A 12,996-nucleotide genomic window follows, 5' to 3' on the forward strand; every position below is an offset into this window, starting at 1 on the left:
CCGGACACCCCACCACCCGCACCCCCGGCACCGCACCCGACCAGCCCCGCGCAGCGGCCCCGCGCCGCAGGCGCAAAGCGGCACCCCGCACGGCGGGACAGCCGGAGACGTACGATGCCGCCCCGCGCAGCGGCCCCGCGCCGCAGGCGCAAACAGAAACCCCCACGGCGGGACAGCCGGAGACGTACGACGACGCCCCGCGCAGCGGCAACGCGCCGCAGGCGCAAACAGAAACCCCCACGGCGGGACAGCCGACAACGTGGGAAGAGGCCCGCGCCGCCAGACGCAACGCGGCGGAGACGGGCGAAATCCCGCTCAGCGGGAACCCGCTCTCCCCGGGGGCCCGTCGCCGCGCTTAGCCTCCCGGCACAGACCTACCGCCCCGTGGAGGACCACATGCTCACGGACCGCCAACGGAAGCTCGCGGCAGGGCAGTTGCGCGACGCCGAGCGCGCCGGCCGGCCCATCGCCCCGCTCACCGAGGAATTCTCCGACCTCGGCGCCGACGACGCCTACGAGATCCAGCTGCTCAACATCCAGGAGCGGATTAGGGCGGGTGCCGTCGTCACCGGCCACAAGGTCGGGCTCTCGTCCGAGGTCATGCAGCGCATGATGGGCGTCGACGAGCCCGATTACGGCCATTTGCTGGACGACATGGAGCTGCACCCCGGCACCCCCGTCCCGCTCGCCCGGTACTGCGCCCCGCGCATCGAGGTCGAGGTCGGCTTCGTGTTGGGCGACGACCTGCCGGGCGAGGGCTGCACTGTCGACGACGTTCTCGCCGCGACCGAACGGGTCGTGCCCGCACTGGAGTTGATCGACAGTCGGATCCGTGACTGGCGGATCACGCTGCCCGACACCGTCGCCGACAACGCCTCCTCGGCCGGCTACGCCGTCGGCGAGGGCCGCGATCCGCGCGAGCTGGATCTGAAGGCCGTCGACGCGGTGCTGCACCGCGGCACCGAGCGGATCACGGAGGGCCGCAGCGACGCCGTGCTGGGCGATCCGACCCTGGCCGTCGCCTGGCTCGCCCGGACCGTCGCCCGCTTCGGCGTGCCCCTGAAGAAGGGCCAGCTGGTCCTGCCGGGCTCCTGCACCCGGGCCGTCGACGTCGCCCCCGGGGCGACGTTCACCGCCGACTTCACCGGGCTCGGCCCGGTTTCGCTCTCCTTCGTCTGAGGCCCCGCCGACCGGGCGGCCCCGCGGCTCGGCCCGGTCACCGGTGGGTCCCCAGTTCCCCTCAGCCCCTTCACCCGAGAGGTGATGATGACCCGCACGACCAAGGCCACCGCGGCCATCGTCGGTTCCGGCAACATCGGTACCGACCTGCTGTACAAGCTTCAGCGCTCCCCGCTGATCGAGCCCCGCTGGATGATCGGTGTCGACCCGGACAGCGAGGGGCTCGCCCGGGCCCGCCGCGCCGGCATCGAGGCCAGTCATGAGGGCGTGGACTGGCTCCTGGCCCAGGACGAGACCCCGGACCTGGTCTTCGAGGCCACCTCCGCCGGCGTCCACCGCGCCAACGCCCCCCGTTACGCCGAGCGCGGCATCAAGGCCGTCGACCTGACTCCGGCCGCGGTCGGCCCCGCCGTCGTCCCGCCCGCGAATCTCACCGCGCATCTCGACGCCGACAACGTCAACATGATCACTTGCGGCGGTCAGGCCACCATCCCCATGGTGTACGCGGTCTCCCGGGTCGTCCCGGTCCCCTACGCGGAGATCGTCGCCTCGGTGGCCTCCGTCTCGGCCGGGCCCGGCACCCGCGCCAACATCGACGAGTTCACCCGCACCACCGCCCGCGGCATCGAGCGGATCGGCGGTGCCGGGCGGGGCAAGGCGATCATCATCCTCAACCCCGCCGAGCCGCCGGTCATCATGCGCGACACCGTCTTCTGCTCGATCCCCGAGGACGCCGACCGGGACGCCATCGCCCAGTCCGTCAAGGAGGTCGCCGAGCAGGTCGCCGGTTACGTCCCCGGCTACCGGCTGCGCGCCGAGCCGCAGTTCGACGATCCGTCGGTGGTCAACGGGGGGATGGCCCGGGTGGCCGTCTTCCTGGAGGTCGAGGGTGCGGGCGACTTCCTGCCGCCGTACGCCGGCAACCTCGACATCATGACCGCCGCCGCCACCAAGGTCGGCGAGGAGTTCGCGAAGGGCATGCAGGCATGAAGAGCTATTCCGACACCCTCGACATCCGCGTCACCGACTCCTCGCTGCGCGACGGCTCGCACGCCAAGCGGCACCAGTTCACCGTCGACGACGTCCGGTCCGTCGTCGCTGCGCTGGACGACGCCGGCGTGCCGGTCATCGAGGTCACCCACGGCGACGGGCTCGGCGGTTCCTCGTTCACCTACGGCTTCTCCAAGACGCCCGAGCAGGATCTGATCAAGACCGCCGTGGAGACCGCCCGGCAGGCGAAGATCGCGTTTCTGATGCTGCCCGGCCTCGGCGTCAAGGACGACATCCGTGCCGCGCACGGCAACGGCGCGACCGTCTGCCGGATCGCCACGCACTGCACCGAGGCGGACATCTCCGTCCAGCACTTCGGGTTGGCGCGGGACATGGGACTGGAGACCGTCGGGTTCCTGATGATGGCGCACTCCACCACCCCGGAGGCGCTCGCCCGGCAGGGCCGCATCATGGCGGACGCCGGCTGCCAGTGCGTCTACGTCGTCGACTCGGCCGGTGCCATGGTGATGGACGACGTCACCCAGCGCGTCCAGGCACTGGTCGCCGAGCTCGGCGAGGACGCCCAGGTCGGCTTCCACGGCCACGAGAACCTGGCCCTGGGCACCGGCAACTCCATCGCCGCGATCCAGGCCGGCGCCCGCCAGATCGACGGTTCCACCCGCCGGCTGGGCGCCGGCGCAGGCAACACCGCCGTCGAGGCGCTGGTCGCGGTCTGCGCCAAGATGGGGATCCGCACCGGCATCGACGTCCTGAAGATCATCGACGCGGCGGAGGACGTGGTCCGCCCGGTGATGGACGAAGAGTGCCAACTCGACCGGCTGGCCCTCCTCATGGGCCACGCGGGGGTCTACTCCAGCTTCCTCAAGCACGCCTTCCGGCAGGGCGAGCGGTACGGCGTGTCCGCCGCGCAGATCCTGCTGCGCGCCGGCGAACGCCGGCTCGTCGGCGGCCAGGAGGACCAGCTCATCGACATCGCCGTCGAACTCGCGGCGCAGAAGTAGCAGGGAGAGAACGATGACCGCACTCAACGACGAGGCCCGTGTCATCGAGGCGGCCGAGCCGCCCACCCGGTTCGCCCGGGGCTGGCACTGCCTGGGCCTGGCCGAGACCTTCAAGGACGGCCAACCGCACGAGATCGAGGCGTTCGGCACCAAGCTCGTGGTCTTCCAGGGCGCGGACGACGGTGCACTGCACGTCCTCAACGCCTACTGTCCCCACATGGGCGGCAACCTCGCCCGGGGCAGCGTCAAGGGCGACGCCGTCGCCTGTCCGTTCCATGACTGGCGCTGGTCCGGCAACGGCCGCTGCGCCGGCATCCCGTACGCCCGCCGGGTCCCGCCGCGGGCCCGCACCCGGGCCTGGACCGCCCTGGAGCGCAATCAGCAGCTCTACGTCTGGAACGACCCCGAGGGCAACCCGCCGCCGCCCGAGGTCACCATCCCGGAGATCGAGGGCGCCGGTCACCCCGACTGGTCCGCCTGGTCGTGGAACATACTGCGGGTCGACAACTCCAACTGCCGCGAGATCGTCGACAACGTCGTGGACATGGCTCACTTCTACTACATCCACTACTCGTTCCCGACGTACTTCAAGAACGTCTTCGACGGGCACATCGCCACCCAGTACATGGAGTCGTCCCCGCGCGGCGACATCGAGGTGACCACCCCGGCCTCGGCCGGCGACCTCCGCTCCGACGCCTCGTACTTCGGCCCGTCCTACATGATCGACAAGCTGTGGACGGACGTGGGCGCCGGGGTCGACATGGAGTCGGTCCTCATCAACTGCCACTACCCGGTCGACGCCAACAGCTTCGTGCTGATGTACGGCGCGATCGTCAAGAAGCTGCCCGGCATGACCGACGAGGAGGCCGCCGAGGCCGCCCGGATGGCGTCCGAGGGGCTGAAGGTCGGCTTCGAGCAGGACGTGGAGATCTGGCGGAACAAGACCCGGATCGACAACCCCCTGCTGACCGAGGAGGACGGTCCGGTCTACCAACTCCGCCGCTGGTACGAGCAGTTCTACGTCGATGCCGCCGACGTCAAGGACGAGATGGTGCGCCGGTTCGAGTTCGAGATCGACACCGAACGGGCCAACACGGCCTGGCGCGCCGAGGTCGCCGACAACCTCGCCCGCCGCGCGGCCGGGGCGTGACGGTGCGGCCCGTGATCTGCGGGACCTGCGGCAACCAGGTCCTCTGCGAGAAGTTCAGCGCCGCCCACACCCAGGTGCAGTGGACCGAGGACGCGGCCGACAACTGCCCGCGGATCGGCGCGCGGGTGGCGGCCGGCGAAGCGAGCGCCCGGGTCCGCTCGTGCGACGCGTTGCGCGCCAGCATCGCCCGCGCGGTCGAGGACGGCACGTTGGTGGTGGCCGACAAGGACGGCAACCCGGTGCCGGACGCGACCGCGCGACCGGTGGTGGCCGATGTCTGAACCGCGTACCCACCGGCTGCGGATCGCCGAGGTGATCGAGGAGACCGCCGACGCCCGCTCGCTGGTCTTCGAACCACAGCAGCAACTCCCTTACGTTCCAGGGCAGTTCCTGACCTTCAAGCTGCCGGGGCGGGACGGCGGGGTGGCGGCCCGCTGCTACTCCCTGGCCAGCTCCCCGCACACCGGCGAACCGATGAAGGTCACCGTCAAGCGGGTGCCGGGCGGTCACGGTTCCAACTGGCTGTGCGACCACGCCCGGCCCGGCACGGAACTGGAGGTGCTGGCGCCGGCCGGCACCTTCACCCCGCCCGGCCTCGACACCGACCTGCTGCTCGTCGCCGGCGGCAGCGGCATCACCCCGGTGATGTCGGTCCTGAAGTCGGCGCTCACCGAGGGCACCGCCCGGCACGTCCTGCTCTACGCCAACCGCGCCGAGTCCGCCGTCATCTTCCGCGGCGAGCTGCGCGAACTGGCCGAGGACTACCCGGACCGGCTGGTGGTGCTGCACTGGTTGGAGAGCCTCCAGGGGCTGCCGGACCCGGCCCGGCTGGCCGCGGTGCTCGCGCCGCACGTCGGCCGCGAGGCGTACCTGTGCGGTCCGCAGCCGCTGATGGACTCCGCCGAACAGGCCCTGCGCTCCCTGGGCGCGCCCAGGGAGCGGCTGCACCGGGAGCGGTTCTTCTCGCTCAGCGGGGCCGCGGCGTTCGAGGCGCCGGAGCCGACCGGGGCGGCCGACGCGGCCGACGCGGCCGGGCCGGTCGACCGGGACGACGCGGTGGCCGCGACCGCCCACGTCGAGCTCGACGGCGAGACCCACCAGGTCCGTTGGCCGGCCGGCACCCCCTTGCTGGACGCCCTGCTGGCCGCCGGGGTCGACGCGCCGTTCTCCTGTCGCGAGGGCGCCTGCGCGGCCTGCACCTGTCGGGTCGTCAGCGGCGAGGTGTCGATGGCCCACAACGAGGTGCTGGACGCGGAGGACCTGGCCGAGGGCTACGTCCTGGCCTGCCAGGCGGTCGCGGCCGGCGGCGAGGTGAAGATCAGCTACAGCTGCCGGGGGGGGGGGGGGGGGGGGGCGGGCCCGGGGCCCGCCGCCCCCACCGTGCGTTCCCCGCCGTTCCCGCGCGCCGCGGGGGCCGTGCCCTCACATCCACTCGCTGTCCCGCATCCAGGCCAGGGTGTTGGTCATCGCCGCGGGCGACATGGCCGGCCCCAGGTGCGGCACCTGAGCGGGGCGGTGCGGCCGGACGGTGCGCCGACCCGGCCCGAACAGCGATCGCCACACCGTTCGCGCGCAGTCCGCGACGGCCGGGGCGAGCCGGTCCAGTTCCCGGTGGGCGCCGTTGCCGGAGAGCGAGATCGCGGCGATCGCCCGGCCCGAACCGCGCAGCGGCACGGCCACGCACGACACCCCCCGGTACGCCTCCTCGTGGTCGTAGGCGACGCCGCGGGACCGCGCCGTCGCCAGTTCGGCGCGCAGTGCCTCCGGCCGGCAGATGGTCCGCGGCGTCCGGGGCCGCAGTCCGCGCCGGACCACCTGCTCCACCACCGCGTCGTCGCTGAACGCCAGGATCGCCTTGCCGGAGGCGGTGCAGTACGCCGGCTGCCGGCCGCCGACCCGCGAGGGCACCGCGGTGTCGGCCGCCCCGCCGATCCGTTCCACGTGGACCACCTCGGCCTCGTCCAGCACCGCCAGGTGCACCAGATGGCCGGTCGTCTCGTGCAGTTCGTGCAGGTGGGGCAGGGCGGCCCGGCGCAGCCGGTGGTGGTGCGAGGCCAGTGCGCCCAGCTCCAGCACCCCCATGCCGAGCCGGTAGCCGCGGCCCTCCCGTTCCAGCCAGCGCAACCCCTGCAACTGGTCCAGGATCCGGTGCGCCGACGAGCGCGGCACCCCCGAACGCTCCACCACCTCGGTGAGGGTGAGCCGGGCCTCGGTACTGCTGAACGCGTTCATCACCCGCGCGGCCTTCTCCAACAGCGACAGTGGTCCACAGTCGCCCCCGGCGCTCTGTTCCGGCATCGGCACACCTCCCACAACAGCGGCGAAACCCCAGGTCCGGGCCGAAGCGGAGGCCCCCTATCGGGTTCTCGCGGATTGTTGCGAACGTTGCCAGCCCTCCCGCTGAGTGGGAAGAGGGTATTTCGTTTCGGAATAGTAAAGCGTAGGTTCCTGCCACCCCTGCCGCGGGACGGCGCGGCAGGGCCCTACCTCAGATCGAATCGAGAGGGGATGCGCATGCGCGACGAAGACGTCCTCGCAGCGGTCCGCGAACTCGCCCCCACCCTGCGTGAACGCGCCGCCGAGGCGGAGGAGCTGCGCCGGGTGCCGGACGCCTCCATCAAGGACCTCACCGAGACCGGTTTCTTCCAGCTCCTCCAACCGCGGGCGTACGGCGGACTCGCCGCCGACCCGCTGGTGTTCTACCGGGCCGTCAAGGAGATCGCCCGGGCCTGCGGCTCCACCGGCTGGGTCGCCTCGGTCATCGGCGTCCACCCCTGGCAGGTGGCGCTCTTCGACCCGCGGGCCCAGGACGAGGTCTGGGGCGACGACCCGCACACCCGCATCAGCTCCTCCTACGCGCCCACCAGCCAGGTCACCCCGGTCCCCGGCGGCTTCAAGGTCTCCGGCCGCTGGCACTTCTCGTCCGGCTGCGACCACGCCGACTGGGCGCTGCTCGGCGGACTGGTCACCGACGGCGACGGCAAGCCCGTCGAGATCTACACCTTCCTCATACCCCGCGCCGACTACCGCATCATCGACGTCTGGGACACCGTCGGGCTGCGCGGCACCGGCAGCAACGACATCGTCATCGACGAGGTCTTCGTCCCCGAGCACCGCGCCCTCGGCTTCGGCCCGGTCAGCGCGCGGGACTGTCCCGGCCACGCCGTCAACCCCGAACCGCTCTACCGGATGCCCTACGCCGCGGTGTTCACCACCACCATCTCCACCCCCATCGTCGGCATCGCCGAAGGCGCCTACGAGGGCTACGTCGCCGCCACCCGGGAACGCTTCCGGGTCTCCTACGGCCAGAAGGTCGTCGAGGACCCCTTCGCCCAGGTCCGGATCGCCCGCGCGGCCAGCGACATCGACGCCGCCTGGCTCCAACTCAGCCGCAACATCAGCGAGTTGTACGACCTCGCGGTGCGCGGCGAGGAGCTGCCGATGGCCCTGCGCACCCGCGCCCGCCGCGACCAGGTGCTCGCCACCGAACGCGCGGTGGCCGCCGTGGACCTGCTGATGGAGAACTCCGGCGGCAAGGCCATGCGCACCGGCCCCAACGTCGTCCAGCGCGCCTGGCGCGACGCGCACACCGGCCGCGGCCACGCGGCCAACGACCCGGAACGCGCCCTCGTCCTCTTCGGCCAAGGCGCCCTCGGCCTCGACATTCAGGACACGATGCTGTGACCACCCACGCGAAGCTCACCTACGAGAGCACCTCGAAGACCGCCAAGGCCGGGGAGCTCACCCTCCACTACAACGAGGCCGGCGACCCGGCCGCGCCCGTCGTGATCATGCTGCACGGCGGCGGCCCCGGCGCCTCCGGCTGGTCCAACTTCGGCCGCAACCTGCCGGTCTTCGCCGCGCACTTCCGCACGCTGCTGATCGACCAGCCCTGTTACGGCGCCTCCGACAAGCCCGAGCTGACCAAGGACTTCTTCTCCTTCGCGGCCGACGCCGTCGCCGCCCTCATGGACCAACTCGGCCTGGAGAAAGCCCACTTCATCGGCAACTCGCTCGGCGGCGGAACCGCCACCCGGATGGCCCTCGACCACCCGGAGAAGGTCGACAAGCTCCTCCTCATGGGCCCCGGCGGCATCTCCGTCAACCTCTTCGCCCCCGACCCCACCGAAGGCATCAAGAAGCTCTTCGCCTTCAACGGCACCGCCGCGCCCACCCGCGCCATGATGCGCGACTTCCTCACCACCCTCGCCTACGACCCCGCCCTGGTCACCGACGAGTTCGTCGAGGAACGCTACGCCCGCGCCACCGACCCCGAGGCCAAACTCGGCAACGACCGGATGGCCGCCTCGTTCGCCAAGTGGCCCGCCGACACCATGCTCTGGCGCGAGGCCCACCGCATCACCCACCCCACCCTGCTCACCTGGGGCCGCGAGGACCGGGTCAACCCGCTCGACGGCGCCCTGGTCGCCCTCAAGACCATCCCGCACGCCCGACTGCACGTCTTCCCGCACTGCGGCCACTGGGCGCAGACCGAGAAGTTCGACGAGTTCAACCGCCTCGCCCTCGACTTCTTCCGCCACTGACGCCACCCGGCACCGAAAGGCACGGCCATGGACATCCGCTCTCTGGGCTACCTGCGCATCGAGACCGCCCGGCTCGCCGAGTGGCGCACCTACACCCTCGACATCCTCGGCATGGTCGAGGCCGAGGGCAGCGCCGACGAGGTGCTGCACGTCCGCATCGACGACCGCATCCGCCGCTTCTCCTTCGAAGCCGGTGAACAGGACCGGCTGCTGGCCGCCGGCTTCGAGGTCGCAGGCCGAGCGGCGCTCGCCGAAGCCGCCGCCGAACTGGAGGCCGCCGGCGTCGCCGTCAAGCACGCCGACCAGGCCACCCTCGACGACCGCCGCGTACAGGGCCTCATCCACTGCACGGACCCGGCCGGCAACCCCCTGGAGATCTACTGGGGCCAGGCCCAGGACCACACCCCGCTCGGCACCCCGTACGGCAACCGCTTCGTCACCGGCGACCACCTCGGCCTCGGCCACGTCGTCCTGCCGGCCCCCGACATGGACGCCGCCGTCTCCTTCTACGAGGACCTGCTCGGCTTCCAACTGCGCGACCGGATGAAACTCCCCCCGATCGCCGTCCCGACCGGCGAACCCGGCCGCGACCACTACTGGATGAACTTCCTGAGCCCCAACGCCCGCCACCACAGCCTCGGCCTCTACCCCGGCGCCCTGCCGCCCGGCATCGTGCACTTCATGGTCGAGCTGGAGACCCTCGACGACGTCGGCTTCTGCCTGGACCGGATGCACAAGGCCGGCATCCCCATCGCCTCCTCCCTGGGCCGCCACTCCAACGACCACATGGTCTCCTTCTACGCCCAGGCACCCGGTGGCTTCCAGGTCGAGTACGGCTGGGACGGCCTCCTCGTCGACCCCGCCACCTGGGCCACCAAGGAGATCACCGCCGACAGCTTCTGGGGCCACCAGTGGAACGGCTGATCGAACCCACCACGTTCCGGGACGTCCTCGGCCGGTTCGCCAGCGGCATCACCATGGTCGCCACCCTCGACGCCGACGGCGCGCCCGCCGGACTGGCCTGCCAGTCCTTCGCCTCGCTCTCCCTCGACCCCCCGCTGATCCTGCTCTGCATCGGCAAGCACTCCACCAGTTGGCCGCGGATCGCGGCCGCCGGCCGCTTCGCCGTCAGCGTCCTCGCCGAGGAGCACCGCGCGGCGTGCGCCAGCCTCGCCGCGTCCGGCACCGACAAGTTCGCCGGGCTGTCCTGGCGGCCCGGCCCGCACGGCACCGTCCACCTGGACGGCGCGCTGGCCACCGTGGACTGCGCGCTGGACGCGGTCCACGAGGCCGGCGACCACCTCCTCGTCACCGGCCGGGTCCTGGACCTGGCCGCCCGCGAGGACGGCGCGCCCCTGCTGTACTTCCGCGGCGGCTACGCAACGGGAGCCTTCGCATGACCCACTCCCTCTTCCAGAAGATGGGGGCACCACCGATCGACGTGGCCCGGGTGACCTCCGCGCCACCCGTGCGCACCGAGGTCACCTGGGACGACCGCGACGTGCGGCTCTACCACCTCGCGCTCGGCGCGGGCGTCCCGGAGACCGACGAACGCGAACTGGCCTACGTCTACGAGCGGCACGCCCGCGGCCTGGCGGTACTGCCCACCTTCGGCACCGTCGCCGGCGGCACCGGCGGCATCGGCTTCCAGGTCTTCGACCTGCCCGGCGTCCACCTCGACCTGGCCCAGGCACTGCACGGCGCCCAGGAGATCACCGTGCACCGCCCGCTGCCCGCCGCCGCCCACGCCACCGCCGTCACCCACGTCCCCGCGGTGTACGACAAGGGCCGGGCCGCCGTCCTCGTCCAGGAGTCCACCCTCCTCGACGACGACGAACGGCCCCTGCTCACCCAGCGCAACCACATCTTCGTGCAGGGCGCCGGCGGCTTCGGCGGCGACCGCGGTCCCAGCGACCCCACCCCCGTCCCGGACCGGGCCCCCGACCACCTCTTCGACCTCCCGACGATGCGTCAACAAGCCCTCCTCTACCGCCTGACCGGCGACTGGAACCCGCTGCACGCCGACCCCGCCACCGCCCGCACCGCCGGCTACGACCGCCCGATCCTGCACGGCCTGTGCACCTTCGGCATGGCCGTCAAGGCCGTCACCGACCGGCTGCTGCGATCCGACCCGACCCGGGTCACCGGCTGCCGCACCCGCTTCGCCGGGGTCTTCTTCCCCGGCGAGACGCTGCGCCTGCACCTGTGGCACCACCCCGACGGCAACGGCTACCTGCTCCGCGCCACCGCACCGGACCGCGACGACGCCGTGGTCCTCAGCCACGCGGCCATCACCGTCCGCTGACCACCCACCGCACCAACGGAGCTGCGATGAAAGACAGTTGGGACCACACCTACGACGTAGTGATCGCCGGGTCCGGCGCGGCCGGCTTCGCCGCCGCCCTCACCGCCCGCCTGCGCGGCCTGCGCCCCCTGATCATCGAGAAGACCGACCGCTACGGAGGCTCCACCGCCCTGTCCGGCGGCGCGATCTGGGTACCCACCAACTTCCACCTCGACGACGCCGGCCTCGGCGACACCCGGGAGAAGGCCCGCGCCTACCTCGACGCCACCATCGGCGACCGCGTCCCCGACGCCCTCAAGGACGGCTACCTCACCAACGGGCCGAAGATGGTACGGGAGTTCCACGACCGCACCGTCGTCCGCTTCGTCTACACCCCCGGCTACTCCGACTACTTCCCCGAGGCCCTCGGCGGCTACCCCCAGGGCCGCTCCGTCGAACCCGCCGTCTTCGACTTCACCAAGCTCACCGCCGAACAGCGCGCCACCATGCGCCGATCCGAGCTGCCCAACTACGGCCTCACCATCACCAGTTACGACTTCCGGTACCTCAACATGGTCGCCCGCACCTGGGCCGGCCGCCGAGCCTCCGTCAAGGTCGGACTGCGCGCCGTCAAAGCCCTGGCCACCGGCGCCAAACCGCTCTCCCTCGGCGAGGCCCTGATCGCCCGGATGCGGCACTCCCTGCACGCCCTCGGCGGCGACCTGTGGCTGTCCACCCAGCTCACCGGCCTCATCGAAGAGGACCGCCGGATCACCGGCGTCCGCGCGCTCCGCGACGGCCGCGAGATCACCATCCGCGCCACCGGCGGCGTCATCCTGGCCTCGGGCGGCTTCTCCCACAACCAACAACTCCGCGAGAAGCACCTGCCCGCCCCCACCTCCGCCGCCTGGACCTCGGCCTCCGAGGGCCAGACCGGCGACGCCCTGCAACTCGGCATCGAGGCCGGCGCCGCCACCGACCTGCTCGACAAAGTCTGGGGCGCCCCTTCGGTCTGCCCGCCCGGCGCACCCCCCTTCTTCCTCGTCGCCGACCGCGGCATCCCCGGCATGGTCATCGTCAACCAGGCCGGCGAACGCTACGCCAACGAGGCGGCCCCGTACCACCAGTTCGTCGACGCGATGTACGCCGCACACACCCCCGAGGCGTCCACCGTCCCCTCCTGGCTGATCCTCGACGCCCACTCCAAGTCCCGATACCTCTTCACGGGCCTCTTCCCCGGCCAGCCGTTCCCCGGCAAATGGCTCTCCGAAGGCTTCGTCAAGAAAGCCGGCTCGGTCGCCGCCCTGGCCGAGGCCACCGGCATGCCCGCCGACCGCCTCGCCGCCACCCTCGACCGCTTCAACGGCTTCGCGCACACCGGCCGGGACGAGGACTTCCACCGCGGCGACAGCGTCTACGACCGCTACTACGGCGACCCCACCCTGCCCAACCCCAACCTCGCCCCGCTCACCAAACCCCCCTACTACGCCATCCCCGTCCACCCCGGCGACATCGGCACCAAGGGCGGCCTCGTCACCGACGCCGACGCCCGCGTGCTACGCGAGGACGGCACCCCCATCGACGGCCTCTACGCCTCCGGCAACGCCTCCGCCGCCCCCATGGGCGAGACCTACCCCGGCCCCGGCGCGACGATCGGCCCCGCGATGACGTTCAGCTGGGCGGCGGTCAACCACGTCGCTGCGCTCTAGGCTCTTCCCACGTTGTCGGCTTTCCCGCCGTGGGGGTTTCCGTTTGCGCCTGCGGCGCGTTGCCGCTGCGCGGGGCGTTGTCCGCTGCGCGGGGCTTGTGGGGTGCGGTGCCGGGTTG

Annotated in this window: 12 protein-coding genes and 1 pseudogene; 12 read left to right on the forward strand and 1 reads right to left on the reverse strand. The window is 72.0% G+C overall.

Annotated elements, in window-relative coordinates; genetic code table 11:
* Nucleotides 1-396: 396 nt before the first annotated feature.
* The 6 genes and pseudogenes from ACJ6WD_RS40875 to ACJ6WD_RS40900 all read left to right on the forward strand — a co-directional run.
* Nucleotides 397-1,179 (forward strand): 2-keto-4-pentenoate hydratase, encoded by a 783-nt coding sequence (locus ACJ6WD_RS40875; protein ID WP_407617775.1) that lies wholly within the window; start codon nucleotides 397-399, stop codon nucleotides 1,177-1,179.
* Nucleotides 1,180-1,266: 87 nt separating this feature from the next.
* The gene (locus tag ACJ6WD_RS40880) at nucleotides 1,267-2,169 is read left to right on the forward strand and encodes an acetaldehyde dehydrogenase (acetylating) (protein ID WP_038527160.1); all 903 of its coding nucleotides are present in this window, start codon (nucleotides 1,267-1,269) and stop codon (nucleotides 2,167-2,169) included.
* A complete protein-coding gene (gene dmpG / locus ACJ6WD_RS40885; protein ID WP_331248327.1) occupies nucleotides 2,166-3,191 on the forward strand; it encodes a 4-hydroxy-2-oxovalerate aldolase in 1,026 nt (341 codons plus the stop codon). Before ACJ6WD_RS40880 ends, dmpG begins: the two co-directional genes overlap by 4 nt.
* Before the next feature lie 13 nt (nucleotides 3,192-3,204).
* Nucleotides 3,205-4,341: a Rieske 2Fe-2S domain-containing protein gene (locus ACJ6WD_RS40890; protein WP_233658551.1), complete on the forward strand. Its 1,137-nt coding sequence runs from the start codon at nucleotides 3,205-3,207 to the stop codon at nucleotides 4,339-4,341.
* A gap of 11 nt (nucleotides 4,342-4,352) precedes the next feature.
* Nucleotides 4,353-4,622, forward strand: a complete 270-nt coding sequence (locus ACJ6WD_RS40895; RefSeq protein WP_331248328.1) for a hypothetical protein — start codon at nucleotides 4,353-4,355, stop codon at nucleotides 4,620-4,622.
* Nucleotides 4,615-5,580: pseudogene (locus ACJ6WD_RS40900) on the forward strand (2Fe-2S iron-sulfur cluster-binding protein); the annotation flags it as partial. The gene ACJ6WD_RS40895 and the pseudogene ACJ6WD_RS40900, both read left to right, overlap by 8 nt.
* A 183-nt stretch (nucleotides 5,581-5,763) precedes the next feature.
* Here ACJ6WD_RS40900 and ACJ6WD_RS40905 read toward each other — a convergent pair.
* Complete coding sequence (locus ACJ6WD_RS40905) at nucleotides 5,764-6,639, reverse strand: IclR family transcriptional regulator (RefSeq protein WP_233658553.1); 876 nt, start codon at nucleotides 6,637-6,639, stop codon at nucleotides 5,764-5,766.
* Between the two features lie 210 nt (nucleotides 6,640-6,849).
* Between ACJ6WD_RS40905 and hsaA the strand changes: the two genes are divergently transcribed.
* Genes hsaA through ACJ6WD_RS40935 form a run of 6 tightly spaced genes read left to right on the forward strand, consistent with a single transcriptional unit; the run spans nucleotide 6,850 to nucleotide 12,878 of the window.
* Nucleotides 6,850-8,025, forward strand: coding sequence for a 3-hydroxy-9,10-secoandrosta-1,3,5(10)-triene-9,17-dione monooxygenase oxygenase subunit (hsaA, locus tag ACJ6WD_RS40910; RefSeq protein WP_407617778.1), 1,176 nt, complete (start codon nucleotides 6,850-6,852; stop codon nucleotides 8,023-8,025).
* Nucleotides 8,022-8,885, forward strand: coding sequence for a 4,5:9,10-diseco-3-hydroxy-5,9,17-trioxoandrosta-1(10),2-diene-4-oate hydrolase (gene hsaD, locus ACJ6WD_RS40915; RefSeq protein ID WP_331248331.1), 864 nt, complete (start codon nucleotides 8,022-8,024; stop codon nucleotides 8,883-8,885). The genes hsaA and hsaD overlap by 4 nt, the downstream gene beginning before the upstream one ends.
* A gap of 27 nt (nucleotides 8,886-8,912) precedes the next feature.
* On the forward strand, nucleotides 8,913-9,809 hold the full coding sequence (locus ACJ6WD_RS40920) for a VOC family protein (protein ID WP_407617776.1): 897 nt from the start codon (nucleotides 8,913-8,915) through the stop codon (nucleotides 9,807-9,809).
* A complete protein-coding gene (locus ACJ6WD_RS40925) occupies nucleotides 9,797-10,285 on the forward strand; it encodes a flavin reductase family protein (RefSeq protein ID WP_016576384.1) in 489 nt (162 codons plus the stop codon). The genes ACJ6WD_RS40920 and ACJ6WD_RS40925 overlap by 13 nt, the downstream gene beginning before the upstream one ends.
* Entirely contained in the window at nucleotides 10,282-11,190 is a 909-nt protein-coding gene (locus ACJ6WD_RS40930; protein ID WP_233658555.1) for a MaoC/PaaZ C-terminal domain-containing protein, read from the forward strand. Before ACJ6WD_RS40925 ends, ACJ6WD_RS40930 begins: the two co-directional genes overlap by 4 nt.
* A gap of 26 nt (nucleotides 11,191-11,216) precedes the next feature.
* Nucleotides 11,217-12,878, forward strand: coding sequence for an FAD-binding protein (locus tag ACJ6WD_RS40935; protein WP_407617777.1), 1,662 nt, complete (start codon nucleotides 11,217-11,219; stop codon nucleotides 12,876-12,878).
* The last annotated feature ends 118 nt before the right edge of the window (nucleotides 12,879-12,996 follow it).

The sequence above is a fragment of the Streptomyces sp. VTCC 41912 genome, assembly GCF_045799175.1.
Lineage (GTDB): Bacteria > Actinomycetota > Actinomycetes > Streptomycetales > Streptomycetaceae > Streptomyces > Streptomyces albulus_C.

Bases quoted from the DNA above. Each gene is read 5' to 3' on its own strand.
- ACJ6WD_RS40875 (WP_407617775.1), top strand. From the start codon at position 397: ATGCTCACGGACCGCCAACGGAAGCTCGCGGCAGGGCAGTTGCGCGAC.
- ACJ6WD_RS40880 (WP_038527160.1), top strand. From the start codon at position 1,267: ATGACCCGCACGACCAAGGCCACCGCGGCCATCGTCGGTTCCGGCAAC.
- dmpG (WP_331248327.1), top strand. From the start codon at position 2,166: ATGAAGAGCTATTCCGACACCCTCGACATCCGCGTCACCGACTCCTCG.
- ACJ6WD_RS40890 (WP_233658551.1), top strand. From the start codon at position 3,205: ATGACCGCACTCAACGACGAGGCCCGTGTCATCGAGGCGGCCGAGCCG.
- ACJ6WD_RS40905 (WP_233658553.1), bottom strand. From the start codon at position 6,639: ATGCCGGAACAGAGCGCCGGGGGCGACTGTGGACCACTGTCGCTGTTG.
- hsaA (WP_407617778.1), top strand. From the start codon at position 6,850: ATGCGCATGCGCGACGAAGACGTCCTCGCAGCGGTCCGCGAACTCGCC.
- ACJ6WD_RS40920 (WP_407617776.1), top strand. From the start codon at position 8,913: ATGGACATCCGCTCTCTGGGCTACCTGCGCATCGAGACCGCCCGGCTC.
- ACJ6WD_RS40930 (WP_233658555.1), top strand. From the start codon at position 10,282: ATGACCCACTCCCTCTTCCAGAAGATGGGGGCACCACCGATCGACGTG.
- ACJ6WD_RS40935 (WP_407617777.1), top strand. From the start codon at position 11,217: ATGAAAGACAGTTGGGACCACACCTACGACGTAGTGATCGCCGGGTCC.